Genomic DNA, 26,128 nt, shown 5'->3' on the forward strand with positions numbered 1-26,128 from the left:
GCGCGAGCGTGATCGGCCGTTCGGCCGCACCCCTCGGGGCGGCCCGGGTTCCTCCGGCGGATCAGAGGTCGAGGACGGTCTCGGTGGCCGGTTCGCAGCAGCACACGAGGACGGTGCCGGGCTCGGGGAGTTCGAGGGGCGGGGTGGTGTACGTGACGTCGCCCGCCAGGAGAGGGGTGACGCAGGTGTGGCAGACGCCGGTGCGGCAGGACCAGCGGGTGGGGATGTCGCAGGCTTCGGCGAGGTCGAGGAGTGACGTGTGCGCGGGTGACCAGGGGGTGGTGATGCCGCTGCGGGCGAAGCTGACGAGGGGGCCGCCGCCCGGCGGGCCAGGTGGCCGGTGCGGCCTGACGGCGGCAGTGGGGGCGACACCGGGGTTGATGGCGGGGAGCGCGCCGAACTGCTCCGTGTGGATCCCCTCGGGGCGCAGACCGTTCTCGCGCAGGCGGGCGGCGAGGTCGTCCATGAAGGAAGACGGCCCGCAGAGGTAGGCGTCGGCGTCGGCGGGGATGCCCATGGCCGCGAGCGACGAGGCGGTCGGTCGTCCCTGGGTGATGTGGCGCTCGTCGGCCGGCGGGACGGCTTCGGCGGTGTAGTACACGTGCTCGTGCGCGTGGGGGAGTCGGGCCAAAAGCGCGCGCGTCTCGTCCGCGAAGGCATGATGGGCGCGGTCGTGGGCGACGTGGATCCACCAGACGGGGCGCGGGTCGTGCACGGCGGCGAGCTGGTGGAGCATGGCGAGCACGGGGGTGGCGCCGATGCCCGCGGAGATGAGGACGACCGGACGGGTGCCCTCTTCCAGGACGAACGTTCCGCGGGGGGCGGCGATGTCCACGAGGTCGCCGGGGTGGAGCGTGGCGTGGATGTAGGCGCTGACCTTCCCGTGCGCCTCGTGCTTGACGCTGATGCGGTAGGTGTCCGCCGTGGGGGTGGCGGACAGCGAGTAGCTGCGTACCGCGGGGGCGGCGCCACCGACGGCGAGGCGGACGGAGAGGTACTGGCCGGGACGGGCCGCGGGCAGGGGGATGTCGTCGGTGGTGCTGAGGTAGATCGACGAGATGGTGGGTGTCTCGGGGACGACGCGGGCGACGCGCATGGCCTTGAAGCCGGTCCATCCGGGCTCGGCCCCGGGCCGCTGGGAGCCGCCGCGCTCGCCGGTCCGTCCGGGCTCGGCCCCGGGCCGCCGGGAGCCGCCGCGCTCGCCGGTGCGTCCGGGCTCGGCCCCGGGCCGCCGGGAGCCGCCGCGCTCGCCGGTCCGTCCGGGCTCGGCCCCGGGCCGCCGGGCGGCGACCAGTTCGCGGAAGGACTGCTGCCATCCGGGGCTGAGGGCGGGGATGTCCAGTGCTCTGCGCAGCATCGCGGGGTCGCGTTCGGGGAGGTAGAGCAGCGCGTCGGTGTCGGCGACGCTGAGTCGTCCGGGACCCTCGCGGGTCAGGGTGATCTCGTCACCGGCTTGGACGTGTCCCTCGGTGATCACCCGCAGGTAGAAGCCGGGGCGATGGTGGGCGACCAGCAGGGAGGCCATGGCCGGTTCGCCCAGGCGCATGCCGACGCGGTAGCAGGTGACGCGCGGCTGGGTGACCTCGAACTCCGCCTCGCCGATGCGGTACCGGTCGCCGATGCACACGTCGTCGTCCGGCAGTCCGTCGACGGTGAAGTTCTCCCCGAACATCCCGAAGGCCAGGTCGTCGCGGCCGAGGTGCTTCTGCCAGTACTGGTAGGACCGGAGCTGGTAGACGAGCACGGCACGGATCTCGCCGCCGTGCCCGGCCAGGTCTCCCTGGCCGTCTCCGTCGACGTTCAGCCGTCGCACCATCCGGCGGCCGTGCACGGGGGTCTTCCAGGCTCCGGTGCGGACGGTCCTCCCGTGCCAGGGCACGTCCCTGGGCATCCCCACGTTGACGGACAGCAGCGTCGCCATTGCGCCTCCTGTGGGTGGCCGGCCGGGGCGGCCCCGCGTGACGCTGTGCTAGTGCGCTCGGGGCCGATCCTAGTTCCGCGCCGGTGCCGCCGCGATTCCGCCTGCGGTGAGCGCACCGGCAGAGGGCGGCAGACCCGACGTGACCGCTGAACCAGTCCCGACGGGTCAGGCCGACCGCGGGCGGACATGCGGGAAGAGCCGCTCACCCCGTTGCCCACGACCTCCCGCCCCGCTGGTCAGGTCCGGTTTCCCGGCGGCCGAGGCCATGGGCGACGGGAAACCCGTCGACGCCGGCCGGTCGCGACGGGAACGCTGATGCCGTCAACGCCAAGCACGACCTGCGACGACGCAGGAGAACTGCGAGGGGGAAACCATGCGCAAGATGATGCGCGCCGCTGCCGCGTTCGCGACCGCGGCGGCTGCGGTGACGGCGATGAGCGGCGCGGCCCACGCCGAGCCGGCGGGCGACCCGTGGGCCGGCTGCCCGGACGGAGCGGTCTGCGTCTACCCGCAGAACCAGGACCCGGCCCAGTCGCCGAGCCTGGTCCTCTACAGCTACGGCCCGCACAACCTCAGCAACCAGGTCGGCCGCCACTGGGTCCTCAACAACCAGTACGGCGGCGCGACCGCGAGCCTGTGCACCGGCTACAACGGCGTCGGCTGCGGCGCCCCCATCGCCGAGAGCAGGGGCGTGTACGCCGACCTCACGCCGATCAATTCCATCACCCTCAACCGGCCCTGACCCCACCACGGCTGACCGAGGGTCACACGGGGGAGAGCTTCCGGAACCGCAACCGCGGTTCCGGAAGCTCGTTTTCGGCCACTGTGCACGGATGGCTGGACCACCGGTCGTACCCCCGCAGTAACCTGGGCTCCCGCCGTCTCACGGCCTGGGCACACTTGCCATGGGGGACGCCTTGGGGGAGCCGCAACAGGGTGCCGACACCGGCAACCGGAACGAGAACGACGGGGACCGGACGGTGCCGACCACACCGGCCTTCCCCACACAACTACGACGACTGAGGCAGCAACGCGGTCTGTCGCTCGCCGACCTGGCCAGACAGACCCACTACAGCAAGGGCTATCTCAGCAAGATCGAGACCGGTGCGAAGCGTGCCACCGTCGACGTGGCCCGCCGCTGCGACCAGATCCTGCGCGCCGAGGGCGAGTTGCTGCGTCTGGTCGCGGCACCGCGCCCGGCCCGGCCCGCCGACGGCAACGATGTCACCGGCCCCGACTGCCCCTACCCGGGCCTGTCGGCGTACACCACCCAGGACGCCGCCCGGTTCTTCGGCCGGGAGCGGGCCACGAAGGCGCTCGTGGAGCGGGTCTTCGGCAGAGTCGGCCAGGGGCCGCTGCTGCTCGTCGCCCCCTCGGGCGCGGGTAAGTCGTCCCTCCTCAACGCCGGTCTGGTACCCGCGCTCCGGCGGCCCGGCGGCTTCCCGATGGCCGGCGCCGACCGCTGGCCGGTGGTCACCCTCACCCCCACCGCCCACCCCCTGGACGAGCTGCTCGAACGCACCGCCAAGGCCCTCGGCGGCGACCTGGACCTCACCGCCGCCCGCCTCGGCGAACGGCCCGAGGCCCTCCTGGCCGCCGTCCGGACCCGCGCGGACACGACCCCGGCCGGCCGCAGGCCCCCGCCACCGCCCCGGCTCGTCCTGCTCGTCGACCAGTTCGAGGAACTGTTCACCCTCTGTTCCGACGAGACCGAACGGCACGCCTACGCCCGCCTGCTGTGCACCCTGGCCGCACCACCGCCGTCACCCGCACACGATCCCGCGGTCGTCGTTCTCGGCGTACGCGCCGACTTCTCCGGCCGATGTCTCGACCTCCCGGAACTCGCCCCCGTCTTCACCGACGGTCTCCACGTACTGCCGCCCATGACCACGGCCGAGCTGTGCGAGTCCATCACGCGCCCCGCCGAACTCGCCGGTGCCGCCCTCGAACCGGGCCTGATCCCCGTGCTGCTGCGGGACGCCGGACTGACCGGCGAACCCGGCGCCCAGCGCGTCCCCTCCGGCGCGCTCCCCCTGATCTCCCACGCGCTGCTGGCCACCTGGCGCCACCGCGAGGCGGACACGCTGACCGTCGCCGGGTACGAGAGCACCGGCGGCATCCAGGGAGCCGTGGCACGCACGGCCGAGGACGCTTTCGCCCAGCTGTATCCCGCCGAGCAGCAGACCATCCGGCGCATCCTGTCCCGGCTCGTGCAGGTCTCCGACGGCACCGGCACCACCCGGCGCCGGGTCGGCCGTACCGCACTCATGACACAGCTGGCCGAAGCGGAGGGCGCCGAATCCGCGCTCGACGTGTTCGTCCGCGCCCGGCTCGTCACCGTGGACAGCGACAGTGTCGAGATCACCCACGAAGCGCTGCTGCGCAGCTGGCCCCGGCTGCGGACCTGGATCGCCGCCGACCGGGCCGGCCTGCTCATCCGGCAGCAACTCGCCCACGCGGCCGCCCAGTGGGAGCGCGAGGGCCGCGACCCGTCGGCGCTCTACCGCGGCACGCGCCTGGACACCGTCCGGTCCTGGGCCGGGGAACGGGACGGGCTCGGCCCGCTGGGGCCCGTCGAAACGGCGTTCCTGCGCGCCAGCCGGACGGAGGAGGAGACCCGGCAGCGCCAGGCGCGGCGTCAGGTACGGCTGCGGCAGGCGATGGTGGCCACCCTCGTCACGCTGCTCGGCTGCGCCCTGGCCGCCGGTGGACTCGCCTACCGGCAACGGGCCGACGCACTCGTCCAGGAACGCCTCGCCCGTTCCCAGGCCCTCGCCGTCCGGTCCACCCTGCTGGCAGGAGGGCGCCCCGAAGCTTCCATGCTGCTGGCCGCGGAGGCATACCGCACGGAACCGGCACCCACGGCCCGAGGGGCTCTGCTGAGCACCCAGGCCGAGCCCTTCTCGGCCCGGCTCGGCGGGCACCGCGGCCCGGTCAACACGGTCGCGTTCTCGCCGGGTGGCCACCTGCTGGCGACCGGCAGCTCGGACGGCACGGTCCGCCTGCGGCGCCTGAGCGACCACCGCACGACCGCGCGACTCGGCGTCCCGGGCCGGATCCGCTCCATCGCCTTCAGCCCGGACGGCCGTACCCTCGCCGTCACGGCGACCACCGGGCCGGTACGGCTGTGGTCCCCGGGCCGCTCCGCACCCGTCACCCTCCTGCCGGCGGAGACCCGCGCGGCCCGCGCGGTCGCCTTCGCCCCCCGCGGCCACACACTCGCCGTCGCCGCCGCCGACGGAGCCGTCCAGCTCTGGGACACGGCCGGAACGCCCCGGCGGGCGGCCCGGCTCACCGGACACTCCGGCCAGGTCGACGCGCTCGCGTTCGCCCCGGACGGCGGGACGCTCGCCTCGGCCGGCGCGGACCGGACCGTACGGCTGTGGGACCCCCGCCGGGCCGAAGGGCTGGCCGTCCTGCGCGGTCACACCGACGAGGTGCTCGGCCTGGCGTTCACCCCCGACGGCCGCGGTCTGGCCAGCGGAGGAGTGGACCGGACCGTACGGCTCTGGGACGTCGCCCGCCGCCGGGCCACGGCGACGCTCACCGGGCACAACGACGACGTCAACGCCGTGGCCTACACCCCCGACGGCGCCACCGTGATCAGCGCGAGCGGCGACAGCACGACCAGGCTCTGGGATGTCCGCAGCGGACGGCTCGTCACCACCCTCACCGGCCACACCGACTACGTGATGTCCGTGGCGGTCGACGCCACCGGCACCCTGCTCGCCACCGGCGGCTTCGACCAGTCCGTGGTGCTGTGGGACCTGCGCGGCCGGATACTGGCCGCCCGCCCCGTCACGGAGGTCTCGGGCGTCGCCTACCGCCCCGACGGGCGGCTGCTGGCCACGGCCGACGCCGACCACTCCGTGCGGCTGTGGGACCCCGGCCGGCGCCGTGGCACGCCCACCACCCTGACGGGCACGCGCGGGAGCGTCACCACCGTGGCGTTCGCGCCGGACGGCGCCACCCTCGCCGCCGCCGGCTCCGACGGCACGATCGTGCTGTGGGACGTGGCCGCCCGCCGCCCGCACACCGTGCTGCACGGCCACCGCCAAGCCGTGTTCGCGCTGGCGTTCGCACCGGACGGCCGTACGCTCGCCTCCGCGGGCGCCGACCGCACCCTGCGGCTGTGGGACGTCCCCGGCCGTCGCCCGCTCGCCGTCCTCACCGGCCACACCGACTTCGTCAACGACGTCGCCTTCAGCCCCGACGGCCGGACACTGGCCAGTGCCGCGGACGACCTGACGGTGCGTCTGTGGGATGTGCGCACGCGCCGCCGGTCGGCCACCCTGACCGGCCACACCGGCGCGGTCCGGGGCGTCGCCTTCAGCCCCGACGGCCGCACACTGGCCAGTTGCGGCAACGACGGCACCGTACGCCTGTGGGACGTGGCACGGCACCGGCTCCTCGTCTCCCTGACGGGCCACGCCGGCTCGGTGCGCGGCCTGGCGTTCGCACCGGACGGACGGCTGCTGGCCAGCAGCGGCAACGACCGCACGGTTCGCCTCTGGGACGTGCCCGGACGGCGGCCGTGGGCCACGCTCACCGGACACACCAACGCGGTGTGGGGCGTGGCCTTCGCACCCGACGGTCGGACGGTGGCGAGCAGCAGCAACGACGGCACGGTACGGCTGTGGAGCCTGGACACCCGAGCACGGCTGGCGGAGATCTGCCGCCTGGACCGGGAGATGGACCCGGCGACGCGCCGGTCCCTGTTCCCCGGTGAGCGGGCCCCCGGCGCGTCAGCGTGTCCGGCGCGCTGAGCAACCGCCCTGATCGACCGGGGTTTCCCGAGTGTTTCCCGTTGCCTGTCCAAGAGGGCTCCGCGGCATCCGGGACCGGCGCACCACGGCCGGGCAGGCTGGGCACCGCACACACTTCTCATCCCCTCAACCGGACGACCACATCGAGAAACGGGGGTCCCGGTATGCTCCGGCGAACCGGTGCCATCGGCGCACTCATCGGCCTGCTGGCCGCTCTGCTCCTCGCGACATCGGCGACCGCCGCCGATCCGCCCGCCCGGCCGGCGGCTGCGGCGGACGGCGGCTGCGGCGTCCTCGCCCCGGGCGCCACGGCGGCGGCCGAACGGGCCGTCGAGGCCGCCTGCCAACAGGTCGCGGCCGGCGTCTGGTACAGCTGGGGCGGCGGTCACGGCCCGCAGCCCGGCCCCACCTACGGCAAGGTGGATCCGAGCGACCCCGCCAGCGAACACGACCCCGAACGCCTCGGCTTCGACTGCTCCGGCCTGGTCCGCCACGCCTACGCCCAGGCCACCGGCGCCGACATCCTCGACGGCGACGCGAGCGCCCAGTACTACACCCACCGCACCGCCGAGCGCTTCACCGCGGCCGACGGCCTCGCCCCGCTGCGCCCGGGCGACCTGCTCGCCTACGGCACCTCGGCGGACCTGCACCACATCGCCATCTACCTCGGCGCGGGCAGGATGGTGGAGGCCCGGCAGTCCGGCACCAAACTGATGGTCAGTGACGCACGCCTGGGCGGGGACTACTTCGGTGCCGTCCGTGTGAACACCGGAACCGTCGCCGGTCCCGTCCTGCGCACCTGGGGCACCGGCGTGTGGACCAAGGCCCAGCCTTCCGTCAGGGCCGCCCGCGTCTACGCCTTCCCCGGCCCGACGACCATCCGGGTCGCCTGCCAGAAGCACGCCGAGGTCGTCACCGCAGAGGGTTACACCAACGACGCCTGGTCCTACCTGCCCGACTACCGGGCCTGGGTCACCAACATCTACATCCAGGGTCCGGCCTGGCTGGACGGCGTACCCGCCTGCACGACCTGAGACGGGACGCGCCGACGCCGCACCGCCGGTCCGCCCGTCCGGTCCCCGGCCGTGACGGGCGGACGAGCGGCACCACCGGATGTCAGGAGGTCCGCAGGACGACGAGTCGCTGGGTCGCTCGGGTCATCGCGACATAACGGTCCACCGCTCCCTGGACGCCTTCACCGAACTTCTCCGGGTCGATGAGGACGACCAGGTCGAACTCGAGTCCCTTCGCCAACTGCGGGGTCAGCGACCGGACGCGGGACGTCGCCCGGAACGTGGGATCGCCGATGACACAGGCGATCCCATCGGTGTGCGTGCCGAGCCAGCTGTCGAGGACCGAGTGCAGATCCGAGGCGGATCCGTGCACGACGGGGACGCCGCTGCTGCGGATGGACGTCGGTACGTTGGCGTCCGGGAGGGCGGCCCGGATGACCGGCTCGGCCTCCGCCATGATCTCCTCCGGCGTCCGGTAGTTGACGGTCAGGGAGGCCAGGTCGATCCGGCCGAACCCGGCCCGTGCGAGCCGTTCCCGCCACGACTCCGTGAACCCGTGCCTGGCCTGGGCGCGGTCCCCGACGATGGTGAAGCTCCGCGACGGGCAGCGCAGCAGCAGCATCTGCCACTCCGCGTCGGTCAGTTCCTGGGCCTCGTCCACGACGATGTGCGCGAACGGGCCGGCGAGCAGGTCCGGTTCGACGGTGGCCAGTTCGGACTCGTCGACCAGGTTCCGCTGGAAGTCCTCTCGGCCGAGCTGGGACATGAGGCCCTCACCGTCGTCATCGGCCCTGATCAGGTTGTCGACGACCTGCGCCATGCGTTCGCGCTGGACGGCGAGGGCGGCCTCCTGCCGTCGCTTTCGCCGTGCCGCCTCCGGGTCGCCGAGCCGCTGCCGTGCCGCGTCCAGGAGCGGCAGGTCCGACACGGTCCACGCCTGCGCGTCCGCCCGCTGCAACAGCCGGACGTCCTCGCGGTCCAGCCAGGGAGCACACATCCGCAGATAGGCGGGCACGGTCCACAGATCGCCCACGAGGTCGGCCGCTTCCAGCAGCGGCCAGGCGCGGTTGAAGGCCGTGAGCAGTTCCCGGTTCCGCAGCAGCGAGCGGCGCAGCAGTTCGGGTGGGGCGTCGCCGTCGTGCTTGTCCATCAGGATCGTGAGCAGTTCCTCCAGGACCTGGGCGCGCGCCTCGTTGTGCGGGGTCCCGGGTTCCGCCGCCTCGAACGCCACGGCCCACTCGTCGGCGCTCAGCCAGATGTCGGACCAGTGGGTGGTGACCGTCATTCCCGCGGCGGGCGGCTCCTCGTAGAACCTGACGGCCGTCTCGATCGCCTTCACCATCTGCGCGGACGACTTCAGGCGGGCCACCCGCGGGTCGGCCTCGACCGTGGCGCCGGCTCCCTCGGCGACGAGGTCCCGCAGGGTGCAGGTCTGCACACCCTCCTCGCCGAGGCTGGGAAGGACGTCGGCGACGTAGGTCAGATACGGCCGGTGGGGGCCGACGAACAGTACGCCGCCCCGGCGGTGACCGAGCCGGGGGTCGGAGTGGAGCAGATAGGCGGAGCGGTGCAGGGCGACCACGGTCTTCCCCGTGCCCGGCCCGCCGTCGACGACGAGAGCGCCGCGCGATCCCGCCCGGATGATGGCGTCCTGGTCGGCCTGGATGGTGCCGAGCACGTCCCGCATCCGAGGGGAGCGGTTGTCGCCCAGGCTGGCGATGAAGGCGGACTGGTCGTCGAGCGCGGCGTGCCCCACGAGTCCGTCGGTGGTGAACACCTCGTCCCAGTAGTCGCCGATCCGGCCGTCCGTCCAGCGGTACCTGCGGCGGCTCGCCAGACCCATCGGGTTGGCGTGGGTGGCTCCGAAGAACGGTTCGGCCGCGGGCGAGCGCCAGTCGACCAGCAGCCGACGGCCCGTGCTGTCCGTGAGGCCGAGCCGGCCGACGTACACGGGCTCGGAGCTGTCCGCGGTGACCATGCGTCCCAGACACAGGTCCAGACCGAAGCGGCGCAGTGCCCGCAGCCGGCCGGTCAGCCGGTGGATCTCCGCGTCCCGGTCCATCGCCTGCCGGCCCGCGCCGCCGGGCGCCCTGCGCTCGGCGGCGAGGCGGTCGGTCAGCTCGGCGATGGACCGCTCAAGGCACTCCGCGATCGCCGCGAAGTGTTTCTCGTCGTCGGCGATCAGCGTCGGATCGGCCTTGGCGGAGAGACGCTCGGGAAGGTCGAAGGCGCTGGTGGTCAGGGAAGATGTCACGTCATTGGCTCCGATGAGGCCGCTTGCGGCATCGCAGGTCTGGTGTTCCGGGTCCTGGCTCGACGCGTCCGGGTGAGGCCCCGCGCGTCCGGGGCGTCCACGCGCACATGAGTGATTCACGCGCAGACGTACCGGCATTCTCGGCTGACGGCGGCGTACAGCGGCCGCGCGGCCACCGGCGCCCCGCCGCCACGGCCCCGGCCGGCGCGCCCGAAAGGCGCCGCGCTCCCGAATGACCCGTACATCGACAACACCATACGCACTAGGCAGAACCCCATTTCCCGCAGCTTCCTGGCTTCGGCCGATGATTCTGCGCTACGACGGGGGCCTTGCCGCAAGCCCCCCGGTGCGCTATAAGTTGAAAGTGGCAAGGAGTGGGTGACCTCCTTGCCTCTGTTTTTTGCCCTCCTGCTGTCGGGGGGAGCTCGCCCGGTCGGCCCGGGGACCCGTTCGGCCCGGGGACCCGTTCGGCAAAAGTGCCGGATGCCCTGTGGTAAGTGATTCTGAAGAGATGCGGGGTGTTCCAGGTGCTCGGCCGGCGGCGGCCTACGCCGCCTCTGGCCGTCGTGCGCTGCGCGTGACACTCGTCGCGGCAGCCGGCTTCTACCTCTTCCGCTACGGCTTCGAACGCCCCGTGGCGGCGACCTACGCGCTGTTCACCGTGGTGGCGCTGGGTGGCCTGTCCAGGATCCCCGGCACCGGCCGGCAGCGCGCGGAGGTGGTGCTGCGTCTGCTGCCGGTGTGCTGGGTGCTGGTGATCGTCGGCACCTATCTGTCGGTGCGGACCTGGAGCGCGGTCGTCGGCATGCTGGTGGTCGGCTTCACGCTGGCCTTCGCCGCCGTGGGCGGACCGCGCCTGGCCGGGGCCGCCCCGGGCCTTCAACTTCTCTACATCCTGCCGTCCTTCCCGCCGTACGATCCCGGCTCGCTCGGCGACCGGCTGATCGGTACGACCACGGGGGCGGTCCTGTTCATCGCGGCCGAGGCACTGCTCTTCCGCGAGCCGGGTCAGCCGTCGTACCGGGAGCGGACGGCCCGGGCGGCTCTGACGGCCGAGCGCTGCGCGGCCGGCCTGGCGGCACCTCCCCACGCCCTGACGGAAGCGGACGTCCGGGGGGCCAGGGAGGCGGGCCAGGCGCTTCGGCCGTCCAACGTGCCGGAGGCGGAGCGCCCGGCGGGGCCCGGGCTGCACGACCGCGCCCTCGCCCACACCGGTCTGGCCGCCCGCACCCTCCTCAACAGACTGGCCCAGCTCTCCGCGGAGCCGGGGCAGGAGACGGTGCCGGGTACGGCCGTCGGGCCTGGGCAGGACACGGCGCCGGGCGTGGCCGTCGGGCCGGGGCAGGAGACGGCGCCGGGCGTGGCCGTCGGGCGGCGGTGGGAAACGGAGCCCGCTGTGACCGCCGTACTGCGCGCGGTGGCGAGGCTGGCCGTGGCGACCGCAACGTGCTTGCGCGCGGGGGCGCCCCTCGTGACGGAGCAGAACGCGCTGGCCGAGGCACGCGCCCGACTGTTCGACGTGTCGGCCGGGCCTGCCTCCACCGGGGCTCGCGGTGCCCGCCCGGCCGGTGCGACCGCGCCCGGCTTCCCGCCCGTCGTCCTGCGCCGCCACGCGGCCGTGCTGGAGATCGCCGACGCGGCGCTGGCCATGGGCGCGGCGGCCGATCTGGCGGTCCGGGGCCGGCACGCCTCGGTGGAGTTGCCGGTGGGCCGTTTCTGGTACGCCACGAGCCGGGCCCCCGTCCTGTGGTGGCACCGGATGCGCGGCCACGCCGGGCGCAGGTCGGTGTTCTTCCAGAACGCGGTGCGCATGGCCCTGGCCCTGACCGCGGTCCGGCTCGTGGCCGGGGTGGACACCCTGCCGCACGGGTTCTGGGCCATGCTGGCGACCCTCACCCTGACCCGCACCACGCTGGGCGAGACATGGAGCACCATCCGTCTGGCACTCGCGGGCACGCTGGCCGGAGCCCTGGTGAGCGCCGGAATCCTGATCCTGGTGGGTCCCGACACCGCCGTCTACGCCGTCCTGCTGCCGGTGTGGATGCTGTCCGCCTTCACGGTGGGACCGGTCAGGGGCGTGGGCTGGGCGCAGGGACTGTTCACCGTGCTGGTGGCGCTGGTCTTCGCTCAGCTGGCCCAGCCGACGTGGCGGCTGGCGGAGGCCAGGATCCTCGACGTGCTCGTCGGCAGTGCCATCGGCGTCGTCTTCGGTGTGCTGGCCTGGCCCCGGGGCGCCCATGACGAGATGCGCCACGCGGGGGCGGAACTCCTGCGCAGGTCGGCGGAGATCGTGGTGGCGACCAGCGCCGCCGTGGCGGGCGGCGCGACCGTGGCCGTCCGGTCGGGCGTGCCCGGTCACCGGTCGCTGGAACGCGCCGTCGTCCTCGCGGAGTCCGCGTACGCGCAATTGCAGAGCGAGCCGCCGCCCTTGGGCGGGCGGACGCCCGGGGTGCGGCTGCCGCCCGTGATGGACTGGCAGGCGACACTGATCGCCGGGCACCACACCCTGTGGGGCTCCGCTCGGCTGCTGGAGCCGCCGTGCGCCGCGCTGGGGCCGGCGGCGGCCGAGTCGGCGGGCACACTGGGGGACCGGGTTGCGGGACGGATGCTGTTGGTCTCGGCGGCGCTGGACCCGGGGCAGGACACCCCGGCCACGCCGGTACCGCTGATCGACCCGGCCCTGGCGAGCTTCGCCGCCGAGTCGCCCGGCGCTCCACGGCGGTACTACGCGACCGTGGCGTGGCTGCACTCGCTCATGGCCGACCTGACCCGGATCGCGCACGCCGACCGCGCCTCCGAGGCCGACGCGCCGGGCCCCGATGGGCGTTGACGGCGCGCTCAGCCGACGGCGGCGCCGAACCACTGGGGCAGCGCGCCGAGCAGGTCCTGCTGATCGTCGCCGACCCACGCCGCGTGGCCGTCCGGCCGCAGCAGCACCGCGGGCGCGTCCAGTTCCTCGCTGACGTCGACGACGTGGTCGACCCGATCCGCCCAGCCCCGCGCGGTACGACACGGCGGAATCGCCGATGAGTTTTCCCGGCGGGGGGAGTCTCACCGTTGTCGACAACACGGGAGGCACACATGGCCCAGCTGCTGCGGGTGCAGAACTTCAACGTATCGAGCGACGGAATCGGCGCCGGTGAGAACCAGAGCCTGGAGAGGCCGTTCGGTGACGCCGATGCGGAGGGGCTGTTCGCCTGGGCCGGCGCCACGGCGAGCTGGCCCATGCGCACCGATCCCGGCGGGAGCCGGGGCCTGGACGACTACTTCACGCGGGACTTCGCGCGCGACATCGGCGCCGAGATCATGGGCCGGAACAAGTTCGGGCCGCAGCGCGGGCCCTGGCACGACCATGACTGGCGCGGCTGGTGGGGCGACGAACCCCCGTTCCGCACACCGGTGTTCGTCATGACCCACCACAAGCGCCCTTCGTTCACGCTGTCCGACACCACGTTCCACTTCGTCGACGGCGACCCGGCCTCGGTCCTCGCGCAGGCGCGCAAGGCGGCGCGCGGCAGGGACGTCCGGCTCGGCGGCGGCGTCACCACGATCCGGCAGTTCCTCGACGCCGACCTCGTGGACACCCTGCATGTGGCGGTCTCGCCGGTGAAGCTCGGGTCCGGGGTACGACTCTGGCAGTCCCCCGACGAACTGCTCGACCGGTTCCACCTGGAGGTCGTGCCCAGCCCGAGCGGCGTGACACACCATCTGTTCTGGCGCAGGTGACGACGTCCCGGGCGGGGGCCGACGGCGAGCTCGGCGGCCCGCCGTGACCAGGGCCGGCGGTCCGGCTCACGGCCGGCCGGTGAGAGCCGGCCCCGCGTGCCGTAGTGGCGGCCACTGGTCCGGTCAGAGGCCCATGACGTCGAACAGGGCCGCCGGGTCCGGTTCCACGGTGCGGTCCAGGCTCTGCTCGGCCCAGATGACCTTGCCCCGCGCCGCATAGCGGGTCCCCCACATGTCCGCGAACTGGGACACCAGGAACAGGCCGCGGCCTCCTTCGTCCGTGGTGGCCGCCTGGCGCAGCCGGGGTGAGGTGTTGCTGCCGTCCGACACCTCGCAGACCAGGGTGCGGCCCAGCAGCAGCCTGACCCGCACGGGCGGAGCGCCGTAGCGGATCGCGTTGGTGAGGAGTTCGCTGAGGATCAGTTCCGTGGCGAACGACACCTCCTCCAGCCCCCAGTCGGCAAGTCGCCGGCTCACCTCGCTGCGGACCCGGGGCACGGCCGTCGCGTCGGGGGGCACGTCCCAGGTCGCGACGCACGAGGGGTCGAGCCGCCGGGTCCGGGCGACCAGCAGCGCCACGTCGTCACGGGGGTGCTCGGGCAGCATCGTCTCCACGAGGGCACGGCAGGTCTCCTCCGGTGTCCGGTCCGCACGCGCGATGGTCGAGGAGAGCATCTCGAGGCCCTCGTCGACGTCCCGTCCGCGGTTCTCGATCAGACCGTCGGTGAACAGGACGAGCCGGCTGTCCGCGGGCAGCTCCAGCTCGCCGGCCTCGAAGGGATGCCCGCCCACCCCCAGGGGCGGCGCGAGGGGCAGGTCGGGGAAGACCACCCCGCCCTGGGTGTCCACCACCGCGGGTGCCAGATGCCCGGCGCGGGAGAGGGTGCAGCGGCCGTCGACCGGGTCGTAGACGGCGTAGAGGCAGGTGGCGCCGGTCAGCGGTTCCCGGTCGTCGGCGGCGGCCGCGGTCTGCGCGTCCAGCCGGGTCACCATCTCGTCGAGATGCCCGAGCAGCTCGTCCGGGGCCAGATCGAGAGAGGAGAAGTTCAGCACGGCCGTGCGCAGCCGTCCCATGGTCACCGCGGCCTGCATCCCGTGCCCCACGATGTCTCCGACGACGAGTGCCACCCGGAACCCGGGCAGCGGGATCACGTCGAACCAGTCGCCGCCCACCCCGGACCGCGCCGGCAGATAGCGTGAGGCGATCTCCAGCACATCCTGTTCCGGGAGGCCCAGCGGCAGCAGGCTGCGCTGCAGTGTCACGGCCATCGCGTGCTCGCGGGAGTACCGGCGGGCGTTGTCGATCGCCACGGCGGCCCGGGCCACCAGTTCCTCGGCCACGGCGACGTCCTCCTCCTCGAACCGGGGAGAGCCCGCGCCACGCCAGAAGTTGACCATGCCGAGGACCACCGCCCGGGCCTGGAGCGGCACCGAGATCATCGAGTGGATGCCGTAGTCCAGTGCCCGCCGCGCCCCCGCGGGATCCTGTGCCCGCCAGTCCTGGGCGGTGTGCAGGTCGGGCACCAGGACCGCCTTGCCGCGGCGCAGGGCCGCCACCATCGGGGTGTCGGCCATCACGAACCGGATCTCGTCGCCCACCGGCTGCAACGGATGGCCGGCCCGCACCGCGCGCACCGCGGTACGCCGCATCTCGTGCACCGCGCTCGTGGGCTCCTCGCCGCGCAGCACGGCGTCGAGGAGCTCCACCGTGACGAAGTCGGCGATGCGCGGGACCGCCACCTCGGCGAGTTCCTCGGCCGTACGCCGTACATCGAGCGTGGTGCCGATCCGCATGCCCGCCTCGTACAGGAACGACAGCCGGCCCCGCGCCAGCTCGGCCTGCCCGGACAGGGCGCTCAGGTCGGTGGTGTCCCGGAAGGTGGCGACCAGCCCCTGAGCGCCGCCGTACGGGGCGATGGGCCGGACGTTCACCGCCAGCAGCCGGTCCCCGGACGGCATCACCTCGTCCGACACGGCCTCGCCCGCCTCCAGCAACCGCGTCAGCCCGGGTCCCAGCCCGAGATCGCGAACGCTTCGCCGGTCGGCGTCCGCGGGAAGGTCCAGCAGCCGGCGCGCCTCGTCGTTGGCGAGCAGGACGCACCCGTCGCCGCCGACGATCAGCACGCCCTCGCGCACCGCGTGCAGCACGGCGTCGTGGTGCTCGTACATCCGGGTCATCTCGACCGGGCCGAGTCCGTGGGTCTGCCGCAGCAGCCGGCGGCTGACCAGTGCCGCGCCGCCCGTCGCCAGTGCGAGCGCTGCCGCCGCCGCGCCCAGCAGCCACGGCAGCTGCCGGTTCAGCACGTCGCCCACGTTGGCGTACTCGATCCCGGCCGTGACCATGCCGACCACGCGCCTGCTCGCATCGGTCACGGGGACGACCGCGCGCACGGCGTCGGTCGGCCGGCCGTGGAACGTCTCGGTGAACGTCTCCCCGCCCGCGGCCCGGCCGACGCCCTGGGCCGGCGTGCCGATCAGGGCGGGGTCGGGGTCGGTGAGCCGGACCCCGTGTCGGTCCAGAACGGTGACGAAGTCGAGGCCGGATCCTTTCCTCGCCTGTTCCGCCTGCGGCTGAAGCAGGGCCGTCGGATCCGGCGAGCGCAGTGCGAGTGCCGTACCGGGGGCATGGGCGAACGCCTCGGCCGCGGCCAGCGAACGGTCCTCGGCGCTGCGCTCGGCGTCGTACCGCCCCTGCACCACCAGGGCGGCGGCGCCCACCGCCACCAGCAACAGCATGATCAGCGCCTGGAACAGGAAGGCCTGCGCGGCCAGCGTGCGGACGCTCAGGGACGGCGAGAGGCGGCGTCCGCGCAGCGGCCAGGGCCTTCGGCTGCGGTACGGCCCTGATGACCACCGTGTGCCGGGCGGCGGCGCCGCTCTCGCCCGGCTCCGGCGGGAACGTCCGCTCATCTCCCTTTTCTAGCACTGGAGCTCCGTGACCGGCGACCGGTATGCCCGCTGATGGCGGCGTCACGGCTCGGGGACGGTTTGGCGGGGCACCGCTCATTGTCGCCGCAGGGCACTCGCCGTCTCGCCGGTGCGCTCGTGGAGCAGGATGCGCGGCGCGTTCGTGGCCGACCTCGCGGGCGATGGGGTCCAGCGGCAGCCGGGCGGCGCGCCGGCTGGGTACGCCGACCAGGTGGACGCCCGGCTGCGTGACGCGTGCGGGGGCGCGGGGGCGGGCAGGTCACCGAGCCCCCGCCGTGAAACGCCGGGTGACGGCCAGGGCCGCGGCCATGATGCTCAGCTGGGGGTTCACCTCCGGACAGCTCGGCAGTACGCAACCGTCGGCGATCAGCACCCCGTGCACGCCTCGCAGCCGCCCCTCCGGGTCGGCCGGTGCCCGCTGCGGGTCGCTGCCGGCCGCCACCGTGCCCGTGGGATGGAACGCGGAGACATGGAGATCGCGTACGCCCACCAGGTCGAGCAGTGCCTCCAGCTGGGCCGGGGTGCGGGCGCGCGGGAGACGGGCGACGCCCGTCAGCACCTCCTCGGCTCCGGCGGCGAACAGCAGGCGCCCCATGGCCCGCTGGGCCCGCAGCAGCCTGCCCGCGTCGCGCGACGCGAGGCCGTAGCGCGGCAGCGGGCGCTCGCGGCCGAGGACGCGCCCCGAGGGGCGGTCGGCGATCATGGCACCCAGGGTCGCGAGCCGCTCCGTCCCCTCCAGCTCACGGCGTAGTTCGCGGCCGACACCCGGCAGTACGAAGGAACTCATGCCCGGCGGCGCCGCGGTGGCCTCGATCAGGATGCCGTCGGCGCGCAGGTGCTCCACCCCGACGCTCTGCAGGACGCCCTGCCGGCCGGTGACCGGCTGGCCGAAGCGTCCCGCGACGCTGATGGCGGGGTGCACGCTGAGGTTGCGGCCGAGCCGCGGGTGGCCGCCCAGACCGGAGCGCCGCAACAGCGGCGGGGTGTGCAGTGTCCCGGCGGCGACCACGACCAGCGGACTGAGGATCTCCAGTTCGCTGCCGTCCGGACGGCGGGCCAGCACCCCCGCCGCCCGGGGGCCGGCCGGCCCGTCGCGGTCGGTCAGGACGCGGTGCACACGCGCGTGGGTCACGATGCGGGCGCCGGCGGCGCAGGCTTCGGGCAGCACGGACAGCTGGACGCTCTGTTTGGCGCCGGTGGGACAGCCGACGACGCACTGGCAGGACCCCTTGCATCCAGGAGCGTTGCGCCGCAGGGGTGCGGCCGTCCAGCCGAGGGCCTCCGCCCCGGCGAGCGCGAGCAGCCCGTTGCCGCCGAGGACGTCCAGCGGCTGCGGTGCCACCCGCAGGGCGCGTTCGACCTCGTCGAGGTGGGTGTCGAAGCCCTCGGCGGCGGCGAATCCGTGCCGGCTCAGCCAGCGGTCGACGACCCGCTCCGGTGTGCGGTAGCAGGTACCGGAGTTGACGACGGTGGTACCGCCCACGGCCCGGCCCACGGGCAGGACCAGCGGGGGATTGCCCACGGCGACGGTCGCGCCGCCGTCCCGGTACAGGTCGGCGAAGCGGTCGAGCGGAGCCCGCTGCCCGAACGACGCGGTGGAGTGGTGCGCCCCCTCCTCCAGGACGACGACGCTCATACCCGCCGCGGCCAGCGTCCGGGCGGCCATCGCGCCGCCGGCGCCCGATCCGACGACGACCGCGTCGGCGGTGGAACGCGTGGGCCAGTCGGGGGAGGGGGTGCAGTCCAGCGGCGGGTCCTCGGGCGCGGACACCGAAGGCGCCGGGGCGTGGTGCAGCATCCGTTCGGTGCCGGCGGCCAGCAGGAGCGGTACCTTCACCGCGTCCAGGAGCGGCAGCAGGACCCGGCGTGCGGCGAGCGACCTCATGACGCGCTCGCGTTCGTCCGCGCCGAGCGCGGAGAGTCGCCTGCCCGTGCGGGCGACGGCGTAGGCGTCGATCGCGGCGGCGGCTCCGTGCACCGCCGCGCGCACCGGAACCGGCATGGCGCCGAGCAGGGCCGCGGCGCGCCGGGGCACGGCCCTGGTCCAGTCCGCCGTTCCGTCGTCGGCGAGGAACGCGGCGACAAGTCCCGTCAGCGCTGGGGAGGTTGGGCTCATCGGTCGCCGACCTCCGCGTGCGCGGTGCCCGACAGCCGCCAGGTCGCCTCCGGCCGCCATCGGCCCCACCAGCGCTCCAGGTGTACCTCCGCGTCCGCCCTCTCGCTGTTGCGGCACACCGCTGTGGAACCGTCTGGATCGGTGTAGTCGAGGGCGAGTGTCGCGCCCGGCGGCTGGGTCACCGTCACCCGGACGCGACGCAGTCCCGCACGGCCCTCGACCCGCCATCGCGGAAGGCCGATGTCCGCACGGAACCGGCCGACGCCCGCCCAGCCCACGGCCGACCGCTCCGCTCGCCGGGGCCAGGTCCGGCCGTCGCGGTACAACCGCAGGAACACCAGAGGCGGAAGCCGGTCGAGTCCACGCCGCATCGACACCGCGGCGACGATCTCCAGGACGTCACCGCCGCCCAGGTCGGCGTGGAGCCAGGCCCAGCGGCGGGCGTTGCCATGGCCGTAGATGCGGGCGCTCGCGCCGGGCGCGGCCGTGATCCGCAGTTCGCCGCTGCCGTGGCGCACGGTTCCGCTGTAGCGGGCGCGGGCGGCCGGCAGCATGTGCGAGGCGGGCAGCCAGGGGCGGCGCCAGGACCAGCCCGGGAAGGTGTGCAGCGCCGGCCCCTGGGCCTGCTCGGTGAGCGCCCAGCCGAACGGCCCGGCGGAGCCGGTGAGGCGGCCGGGTGCGACCCGGGTGTCCTCGGCGGTGAAGCCGTCCGCCGGGCCGGTCCAGGCAATGGGGCCGAAGCGGGCGTGCTCGGGCGGGCCGTCCTTCGGGAACAGGGCGATCCAGCCGTGGGCGTGGGCGGGTGTGCCGTCGCGCGGCGCGACCACCTCGTGGTGCAGCCAGAGGCCGCTGCCGGTCGCCGGGTCCGTCAAGGTGGTGTACCAGACCTCGGTCCGGCCCGGTGTGCCGTCCCAGCGCGGCGCCAGGTGCCGGTGGGCGGCGGGCTCGGGAGCCCGCGGGAACCGGAAGCCGGCGAGGAAGGGCAACAGGCCGGTGGCGAGGGGGAAGCGCAGGGTGCCCTCGCCGACGCGTTCACCGTCCTCGTGGAGGGTGTACGGCAGCACGGTCATCGAGGACAGCGGGCGGGTGAGCGACACCGACTTCCAGCCGTCCAGCAGCAGACGCCGGCCCTCCAGGCCGAAGCCGAGCCGGTAGCGGATCCTGCGGCGTGCCAGCGGCGAGATCTCCAACTCGCCCGCCGCTTCGGGATCGTCGGCCCGTCCGGCGATACGGACGCGTCCCGTCAGCCGTGCCCGGGTCGTGCGGTGGGGCAGCATCAGGCTGTCGGCACGGGCCAGCAGGTCCAGCCGTACCGGGCGATCGACGTCCTCACCGGTCAGCCGGACCCGGCCCAGCATCGTCTCCCGGAACAGCGTTCCGCGTGCGGTCACAGGGCGTCCCCCCGTCGGGCGGCGGATCGGGCGAGTCCTTCGAGCATCAGGCGTTCCGTCGTCGAGAGGTAGGCTCCCGCGGCGGTGCGCGCGGCATCCTGGTCGCCGGCCGCGACGGCCTGGACGACCGGTGCCAGGCGGTCGTGCGCTGTCCGGGCGTCCTCGAAGGGGCCGGCCAGCGCGGCGCGCACGGGCAGGTACGCGTTGAACAAGGTGTTGGTCAGCAGCACGTACACCCGGTTGCCCGTGGCGCGGGCCAGCGCCCGGTGGACCTCGGCGTCCGCCAGCTGGGCCGGGTCGCCGCCGTCCGCGTCGCCCACGGCCGCCAGCAGCCGGCGCAGCTCGGTGACGTGCGCCGGTGTGGCGCGGGAGGCGGCGCGTTCCGCGATCAACGCACCGATGCTGCGGCGCACTTCGAAGATCTCACCGATCCAGTCCGGGCTGTGGCGCACCAGCATGGGCAGCAGATCGGCTCCGCCCAGGCGCAGGAAGTCCCGTACCCGCGTCCCCACCCCGTGGCGCGTCTCCAGCAGACCGGACTGCACCAGCCGGCCGAAGGCGTGCTTGAGCGTGGTGCGGGTGACCCCGAACCCGTCGGCGAGTTCACGCTCGGGCGGCAGATAGCTCCCGGCCGGATGGCGCCCGGCGAGGATGTCCTCCCGCAGCCTCTTCTCCAGTACATCGACGATCGTCTCGCGTGGCAGTGCTTCCACCCCGGCCTCCAATGACACAGTGGTTCAGTGGCTGAGCCACTCAACCAATGCGGCCCCGTGGAGTCAATGGTCTTTGCGGAACATGCCGTTGCATGGAGCAATCACCGGCGTGCCGTGACCCGCCGCGCCAGGCTGGGAGTCTTGTCGAGTTCCTGTGACAGGAGTCCGTGTGCGAAGACCACGTATGCCGAAGTCCGGACATACCGGTCGAGAGCCGGAGAGCGGCGCCGGTGCGCGGACGCGGTTGCCGGCGCCGCCCGCGTGGATGCGCTGGCTGCCGGTGCTGTATGTCGCGGCCGTGCTGCTGCTGGAGCCCGTGACGCCCGTGCAATGGCCGGTGAGCTTCGTGCTGATCGCCCTGCCCCTGGTGACCGCGTTCGCCCACGGACCCGTCGTGGTCGCCGGCGCCACGGTGTTGGCGATCCTCATGGAAGGCGTCCTGGCCGGAACCCCGTGCTGTGCGGGCCGTCCGGTCGGCTACCTCTGGGAACGCCACTACGTGGCCGCCTACATCTGTACCGCTCTGGTGGGCGTCCTGGGCACCGTCCTGGCCGCGCACCGCACCCACCGGGAGCGCACGCTGGCCGACGTGCGCTTCGTGGCCGACATCGCCCAGCGGGTCCTGCTCAGACCGGTTCCCCACCGCATCGGCGATCTCCTCCTGGAGAGCCTCTACCTGTCCGCCGCCGCGGAGGCCCGCATCGGTGGCGACCTCTACGAGGCCGTCCCCACCCCGTACGGGGTCCGGCTGCTGATCGGTGACGTCCGTGGCAAGGGCCTGCTCGCGGTGGAGACCGCCGCTGCCCTGCTCGGCGCGTTCCGCGAGGCGGCGCACGACGAGCCCGCCCTGCCCGCCCTGGTCGACCGGGTCGAGACGAGCATGAGCCGCAGGGCCACGCAACTGGGCGGAAGCGAGGTGGGCGAACGGTTCGTCACCGCCGTCTTCGTGGAGATCCCCGTCGAGGCCCCGCTGATCCGCGTCGTCAACTGCGGTCATCCGCCCCCGGTCCTCCTCCGCGCGGGCGAGGTGCGGGAACTGGACAGCGGGCGTTCGGCTCCGCCTTTGAACCTCGGCGTGCTGGTCGGGGAGCCGTACCACGTCGAGAGCTATGCCTTCCGTCCCGGCGACCAGCTCCTGCTGTACACGGACGGCATCACGGAGACGCGTGACTCGGGCGGCTCCTTCTACCCGCTGCTCCAGCGCCTCCGTTCCTGGTGGTCCCTCCCGCCCCAGGGACTCCTCGAACGCCTCCATCACGACCTGCTGGACTACAGCGGCAATCGTCTGCAGGACGACATCGCGGCGCTCGCCGTCCGCCGCCCCTCCGACCAGCGGCACGTACCGCCTTCGTCACCGGCCGGATGAGCCGGCGGGCAGCGAGGTCCGGGCCCGGCCGCGCGCGGCTCCCAGCGGGTGCGGAGCATTCCCCGTCGGATCAGAAGGCCGTGTGGGCGAACCAGCGGTCGAGAACCGCGGCCTCTCCCGACACGTCGAAGTCGGGCTCCTGGTACGACCGCCGCCCGTAGAGCAGCAGCAGGAGATCGGCTGCCCGCCCGTGCACCGTCACCGTGTCCGGCCGGGACGCCGTGTCGCCGTCGGTGTGCGCCAGCAGCCGGAAACCGTCCGGGTCCAGCCGCATCCGCCACTCCTCGCCGGTGGCGCCGCCGGTATCCGCGCACCGGAACGCGATGGTCTCGCCGTCGCCGCGCAGCCGGCTCACGCCGGGAGCGAAGAGCCCGGCGTAGGGGAGATTGACGAGGAACTCGTCCACGCCGTCCGCCGCCAGGGCGGGGTCGACGTCCGTCTCCCGGCCGACGGCGCGCTCCGCGTCCACCCGGTGCACCAGCGTCTCGAAGAGCATCCGGCGGGCCCAGAACCGCGCATGCTGGTCCTCGCCCCAGGCCCACATCGCCGCATGGGGATCCGTGTCCCGCAGCACGGCCGACACTTCGGGCACCCCGGCCGCGACCCAGTCGGCGTAGGCCCGCACATGCGCGGGCAGACCCAGCTCCACATCGCGGCTGCGCGGAGGCTCCTGCACACGCCGCGTCAGCAGCGTGCAGAACCAGCGCTGCAGCGCTCCCACGTGCCGGGTGAGATCGGCGAGCGTCCAGTCGGGGCAGGCGGGCACGGCCCCCGTGGGGTCGGCGCCGCTCACCGTCTCGGCGAAGCGGCGGGTCTCCCGCTCGATCGCCTCACGGTAGGTGTCGTACGGCAGGGGATGCCCCGCACCGCTCGTCGTTGCCATCTGCTGCCGCCGTTCTGTCCTCGGCACGGATCTCCGTCGGGATCAGTGTGGAGGCTGGAGTCCACTCCAAGGCAAATCGACGTGTCGTGTCCGCCGCTCTCGGGCGGACACGACATCGGGCCGGCCGACGGCAGGGGGCTGGGGAGAGCCGACGACAGGGGGCAGGGGGCAGGTCCGAGTCGACGGCACGGGTCGCCGAGCCGCCGACCGTCGGCAAGGGGCAAGGGGCAAGGGGCAAGGGGCAAGGGGCAAGGGGCAAGGGGCAAGGGGCAAGGGGCAAGGGGCAAGGGGCAGGGGGCAGGGCCGAGCCGTCGGCAGGGGTCAGGGCTGTGCCGTCAGCTGGAAACTCTGGGCGGCGGAGCCGTCGCAGGTCCGCTGGGTGAGCTGGACGCCGTCGCTGGCGGCGCCGGACGCGGTCAGACACTTTCCGCTGTGCCGGGCGGAGAAGCGGTACTGGCCGTCGGCCTCCCGTACCGGCAGCCACTGCTGGTTGGTGCCCCCGGCGTAGGACCACAGCTGCAGGGGCGCGTTGTCGGCTGTGGAGCGGTCGACCACGTCGATGACCTGCTGCGCGTTGCCGCGGTTGGTGATGCGCAGGTAGCCGCTGTCGGTGGCCCGGAACTGGAACTGCTGTGCCGTGGTGGAGTTGCAGCCGTACTGCTGGACGACGGTCCCGTTGGCCGTGCCGGCCGCGCGGGCGTCGACGCACGATCCGTTTCCCTTGTTGCGCACGGTGTACCAGGAGGTCTCGGAGATGCCGTCCGAGGGCGGCTGGGAGGACGACTGCCCGCCCAGCCACTTCAGCCCGTCCAGGACGAACCGGTTCTGCGTCGCGCTGGCGAACGTGGAGGACAGCGCCGTATTGGTGTCGTAGTTCATCGCGTTGTGGCCGAAGTTCGCGTACAGCATCCGGTACTTGGTGTTCGTCCACAGGATCGGGTAGTAGCCGCTGTACCAGGTCTGGCCGGGGTCGGTGCCGAGCGGGAAGCTGCCGGCATCGACGGAGGCCAGGATCTTGATGTCGGGGTTCTGGCGCAGGTCGTTGGACCAGCTGTACCACTCACTGACGGATGAGGTGAAGGTGGCGGGCAGGTTCCGCGTCGCCGGGTGCGTGCGGTCCTCCACCCGGAGGACGGCCGTGGTCGGCCCCCAGGTGTTCGACCGGAAGTTCCCGCTGCCCAGGAACTGGTTGTGGTACCACGGCCAGCTCTGCGCGTCGGTGGTGAAGGCCGACACGTGGAAGCCCATCCACGCGCCGCCGTTGCGCATGTACTGCTCGAAGCCCGCTCGCTGGGCGGCCGACTGCGGCAGATCGTCGAGGAAGAGCACGACCTGGTAGCCGTTCACACCACCGTTGGCGAGCAGATCCCAGTTGTTGCTGGCGGTGTAGGTGAAGCCGTTGGCGGCTGCCTGCTGAGGGAACCAGGTGTTGGCCTCGTGCACGAAGCTGATGTGGGCGGCGTCCCAGGTGCCGTTGTACAGCGCCAGCACCCTGAACGGCTCTGCGGCCGGCGCGGCCTGGGCGGGAGGCTGCGCCACGAGACTCACCAGCATTGCCAGAAGGAAGGCCAGCCACAGCGGGACGCGTGCCGTACCGGATCTCATCTGTCGCATCCGATGTTCCCTTCTTGACCGGTCCGGGGAGGGGCCGGGTGGGGGGAGGGGAGGGGCGTGAACGAAGTGTTCACACACATGACTGCCAGGCGCATGTGTAGAAGCTGCTGGCCCGTGAACTTAAAGGTCCGGACCAGACCCGTCAAGAGGTGACGTCAGCGAACGCCCTTGGCCATCGGATGAGTTGAGTTCTTGAAGCGCTGAAGGTTCACGGAGGTTCGACGGCGAGCGCGTCGACGACGGCCTGGAGACGGCCTCCGTGACGTTCAGCGATCCGCCGCTGCCGGGCTGAGCCGCTTCCCCGGTGCAGGACATCGGTGAGCCAGTCGCTCACACATCGGTCGTCGCCGTAGCTGCTGAGCCACGGCTCGACCCGCTTCCACAGTTCCTCGACCAGCCGGCCGACGGCCGTGGGGGTGCAGTCGCGGGTGTGGGTGGCGGGCAGGGTGCCGGAGGTCCCGTGCCGCGCGGCCTGCCAGCACGCCGCCCGCAGCAGCGGATCGAGGACCTCGGGCGCGGGCTCACCGGCACGTACCGCGTCCACGGCGCTGCTGACGAGGGCGCGGACGAGGAGCGCGTAGGCGGTGGTGGTCGCGGCCTCGGGCATGACGTCGGCGACGCGCACCTCGATGGTCGGCAGGCGCGGTGAGGGCCGGACGTGCCAGTAGGTCATCGCCGGGTCCATCAGCGCTCCCGTGGCCACGAGTTGGCCGACGATCCGTTCGTAGTGCGCCACGCCCCGCAGGTAGGGCGGAGGGCCCGCCGAGGGCCACCGGCTCCACACCATGGAGCGCCAGCTCGCGTATCCGGTGTCCGTCCCGTCACTGAAGGGAGAATTGCCGGTGATCGCCAGCAGCAAGGGCATCCAGCCCCGCAGGTGGTTGACCGCCCGTACGGCTTCCTCGCGATCGGCCACGCCGACGTGCACGTGACAGGAGTTCACTCCCTGGTCCTGGATCAGAGGTCCGAAGCGGCGTGCGAAGGCGAGGTAGCGCGGCTTGTCCACGACGGGCGGGGGGCCGGGTCTGCCGAGGACCGGGGTGCCGGTGGGTACCAGTAAGCAGTCGTACTCGGCCGCGGCCGTGGCCGCGCCGCTACGTAATCGCACGATCTCCGCCTCCAGTTCGGCGGCGGTGCGGCACACCGCGCTGACGGTCTCCACCTGGGCCTGCGAGACCTCGGCGGTGACATGCGGCGCGCCGATGTGTCCGCCCGCCGCACGCACCACCGAAGGGGCGCGGAACACCACCTCCCTGGTGTGCCGTTCGGCGAGGACGAACTCTTCCTCCACTCCGACCGTCGGCGGTGCGGTCACCTCGGCCGGGGACAGGGGCGTACCGGCGGCGGCAGGGGTCACGGCATCAAGCGGCTCTGGCACGTCCAGCCCTTTCGGAAGACACGGGGCACCGGCATCCACGTGCCGCGGGCTCTGCGCGG

General features: G+C 73.4%; 15 protein-coding genes and 1 pseudogene. 6 read left to right on the forward strand and 10 right to left on the reverse strand.

What is annotated here, in order from left to right:
* Positions 1 to 61 precede the first annotated feature (61 nt).
* Positions 62 to 1,921 carry an MOSC domain-containing protein gene (locus ACIGYR_RS15295; protein WP_399599351.1) on the reverse strand — a complete coding sequence of 620 codons (1,860 nt, stop codon included), beginning with the start codon at positions 1,919 to 1,921 and terminating at the stop codon, positions 62 to 64.
* Positions 1,922 to 2,294: 373 nt separating this feature from the next.
* On the opposite strand from ACIGYR_RS15295, the gene ACIGYR_RS15300 reads away from it, so the two are divergent.
* The 3 genes from ACIGYR_RS15300 to ACIGYR_RS15310 all read left to right on the forward strand — a co-directional run bounded on the left by ACIGYR_RS15300 (position 2,295) and on the right by ACIGYR_RS15310 (position 7,721).
* A complete protein-coding gene (locus tag ACIGYR_RS15300; protein ID WP_391842763.1) occupies positions 2,295 to 2,663 on the forward strand; it encodes a hypothetical protein in 369 nt (122 codons plus the stop codon).
* A 175-nt stretch (positions 2,664 to 2,838) separates the two neighbouring features.
* A complete protein-coding gene (locus tag ACIGYR_RS15305; protein WP_399599354.1) occupies positions 2,839 to 6,687 on the forward strand; it encodes a helix-turn-helix domain-containing protein in 3,849 nt (1,282 codons plus the stop codon).
* Positions 6,688 to 6,851: 164 nt separating this feature from the next.
* Positions 6,852 to 7,721, forward strand: a complete 870-nt coding sequence (locus tag ACIGYR_RS15310) for a C40 family peptidase (RefSeq protein WP_399599356.1) — start codon at positions 6,852 to 6,854, stop codon at positions 7,719 to 7,721.
* Between the two features lie 82 nt (positions 7,722 to 7,803).
* On the opposite strand, the gene helR is transcribed toward ACIGYR_RS15310, so the two are convergent.
* Positions 7,804 to 9,954 carry an RNA polymerase recycling motor ATPase HelR gene (gene helR / locus ACIGYR_RS15315; protein WP_399599359.1) on the reverse strand — a complete coding sequence of 717 codons (2,151 nt, stop codon included), beginning with the start codon at positions 9,952 to 9,954 and terminating at the stop codon, positions 7,804 to 7,806.
* A 577-nt stretch (positions 9,955 to 10,531) separates the two neighbouring features.
* Here helR and ACIGYR_RS15320 point away from each other — a divergent pair.
* Positions 10,532 to 12,784: an FUSC family protein gene (locus ACIGYR_RS15320; RefSeq protein ID WP_399599361.1), complete on the forward strand. Its 2,253-nt coding sequence runs from the start codon at positions 10,532 to 10,534 to the stop codon at positions 12,782 to 12,784.
* Between the two features lie 8 nt (positions 12,785 to 12,792).
* On the opposite strand, the pseudogene ACIGYR_RS15325 reads toward ACIGYR_RS15320, so the two are convergent.
* Positions 12,793 to 12,951 (reverse strand): annotated as a pseudogene (locus tag ACIGYR_RS15325) (FAD-dependent oxidoreductase); the annotation flags it as partial.
* Between the two features lie 84 nt (positions 12,952 to 13,035).
* Here ACIGYR_RS15325 and ACIGYR_RS15330 point away from each other — a divergent pair.
* Entirely contained in the window at positions 13,036 to 13,680 is a 645-nt protein-coding gene (locus ACIGYR_RS15330) for a dihydrofolate reductase family protein (RefSeq protein WP_399599364.1), read from the forward strand.
* A gap of 123 nt (positions 13,681 to 13,803) precedes the next feature.
* Here ACIGYR_RS15330 and ACIGYR_RS15335 read toward each other — a convergent pair whose 3' ends face one another.
* The 4 genes from ACIGYR_RS15335 to ACIGYR_RS15350 form a co-directional block, all read right to left on the reverse strand.
* Positions 13,804 to 16,590 carry a SpoIIE family protein phosphatase gene (locus tag ACIGYR_RS15335; RefSeq protein ID WP_399599366.1) on the reverse strand — a complete coding sequence of 929 codons (2,787 nt, stop codon included), beginning with the start codon at positions 16,588 to 16,590 and terminating at the stop codon, positions 13,804 to 13,806.
* A 277-nt stretch (positions 16,591 to 16,867) separates the two neighbouring features.
* Entirely contained in the window at positions 16,868 to 18,724 is a 1,857-nt protein-coding gene (locus tag ACIGYR_RS15340; RefSeq protein ID WP_399599369.1) for a GMC family oxidoreductase N-terminal domain-containing protein, read from the reverse strand.
* Entirely contained in the window at positions 18,721 to 20,115 is a 1,395-nt protein-coding gene (locus tag ACIGYR_RS15345) for a hypothetical protein (protein WP_399599372.1), read from the reverse strand. The genes ACIGYR_RS15340 and ACIGYR_RS15345 overlap by 4 nt, the downstream gene beginning before the upstream one ends.
* Positions 20,112 to 20,828 carry a FadR/GntR family transcriptional regulator gene (locus ACIGYR_RS15350; protein WP_399599375.1) on the reverse strand — a complete coding sequence of 239 codons (717 nt, stop codon included), beginning with the start codon at positions 20,826 to 20,828 and terminating at the stop codon, positions 20,112 to 20,114. Before ACIGYR_RS15350 ends, ACIGYR_RS15345 begins: the two co-directional genes overlap by 4 nt.
* A 265-nt stretch (positions 20,829 to 21,093) precedes the next feature.
* Here ACIGYR_RS15350 and ACIGYR_RS15355 point away from each other — a divergent pair, with 265 nt between their 5' ends.
* Positions 21,094 to 22,194, forward strand: a complete 1,101-nt coding sequence (locus ACIGYR_RS15355; RefSeq protein WP_399600226.1) for a PP2C family protein-serine/threonine phosphatase — start codon at positions 21,094 to 21,096, stop codon at positions 22,192 to 22,194.
* A gap of 70 nt (positions 22,195 to 22,264) precedes the next feature.
* On the opposite strand, the gene ACIGYR_RS15360 is transcribed toward ACIGYR_RS15355, so the two are convergent.
* The 3 genes from ACIGYR_RS15360 to ACIGYR_RS15370 form a co-directional block, all read right to left on the reverse strand.
* Positions 22,265 to 23,077, reverse strand: a complete 813-nt coding sequence (locus tag ACIGYR_RS15360; RefSeq protein WP_399599377.1) for a maleylpyruvate isomerase family mycothiol-dependent enzyme — start codon at positions 23,075 to 23,077, stop codon at positions 22,265 to 22,267.
* 321 nt (positions 23,078 to 23,398) lie between these two features.
* Positions 23,399 to 24,691: a ThuA domain-containing protein gene (locus ACIGYR_RS15365; RefSeq protein ID WP_399599380.1), complete on the reverse strand. Its 1,293-nt coding sequence runs from the start codon at positions 24,689 to 24,691 to the stop codon at positions 23,399 to 23,401.
* A 208-nt stretch (positions 24,692 to 24,899) separates the two neighbouring features.
* Complete coding sequence (locus tag ACIGYR_RS15370) at positions 24,900 to 26,069, reverse strand: glutamate--cysteine ligase (RefSeq protein ID WP_399599382.1); 1,170 nt, start codon at positions 26,067 to 26,069, stop codon at positions 24,900 to 24,902.
* Positions 26,070 to 26,128 lie beyond the last annotated feature (59 nt).

The sequence above is a fragment of the Streptomyces sp. NPDC053076 genome, assembly GCF_044546845.1.
Classification (GTDB): Bacteria; Actinomycetota; Actinomycetes; order Streptomycetales; family Streptomycetaceae; genus Streptomyces.

Excerpts from the sequence above, each read along its gene's own strand:
- ACIGYR_RS15310 (WP_399599356.1), top strand. The coding sequence starts at position 6,852 with ATGCTCCGGCGAACCGGTGCCATCGGCGCACTCATCGGCCTGCTGGCC.
- ACIGYR_RS15300 (WP_391842763.1), top strand. The coding sequence starts at position 2,295 with ATGCGCAAGATGATGCGCGCCGCTGCCGCGTTCGCGACCGCGGCGGCT.
- ACIGYR_RS15365 (WP_399599380.1), bottom strand. The coding sequence starts at position 24,691 with ATGCGACAGATGAGATCCGGTACGGCACGCGTCCCGCTGTGGCTGGCC.
- ACIGYR_RS15330 (WP_399599364.1), top strand. The coding sequence starts at position 13,036 with ATGGCCCAGCTGCTGCGGGTGCAGAACTTCAACGTATCGAGCGACGGA.
- ACIGYR_RS15295 (WP_399599351.1), bottom strand. The coding sequence starts at position 1,921 with ATGGCGACGCTGCTGTCCGTCAACGTGGGGATGCCCAGGGACGTGCCC.
- ACIGYR_RS15335 (WP_399599366.1), bottom strand. The coding sequence starts at position 16,590 with ATGAGCGGACGTTCCCGCCGGAGCCGGGCGAGAGCGGCGCCGCCGCCC.
- ACIGYR_RS15340 (WP_399599369.1), bottom strand. The coding sequence starts at position 18,724 with ATGAGCCCAACCTCCCCAGCGCTGACGGGACTTGTCGCCGCGTTCCTC.
- ACIGYR_RS15355 (WP_399600226.1), top strand. The coding sequence starts at position 21,094 with ATGCGCTGGCTGCCGGTGCTGTATGTCGCGGCCGTGCTGCTGCTGGAG.
- ACIGYR_RS15360 (WP_399599377.1), bottom strand. The coding sequence starts at position 23,077 with ATGGCAACGACGAGCGGTGCGGGGCATCCCCTGCCGTACGACACCTAC.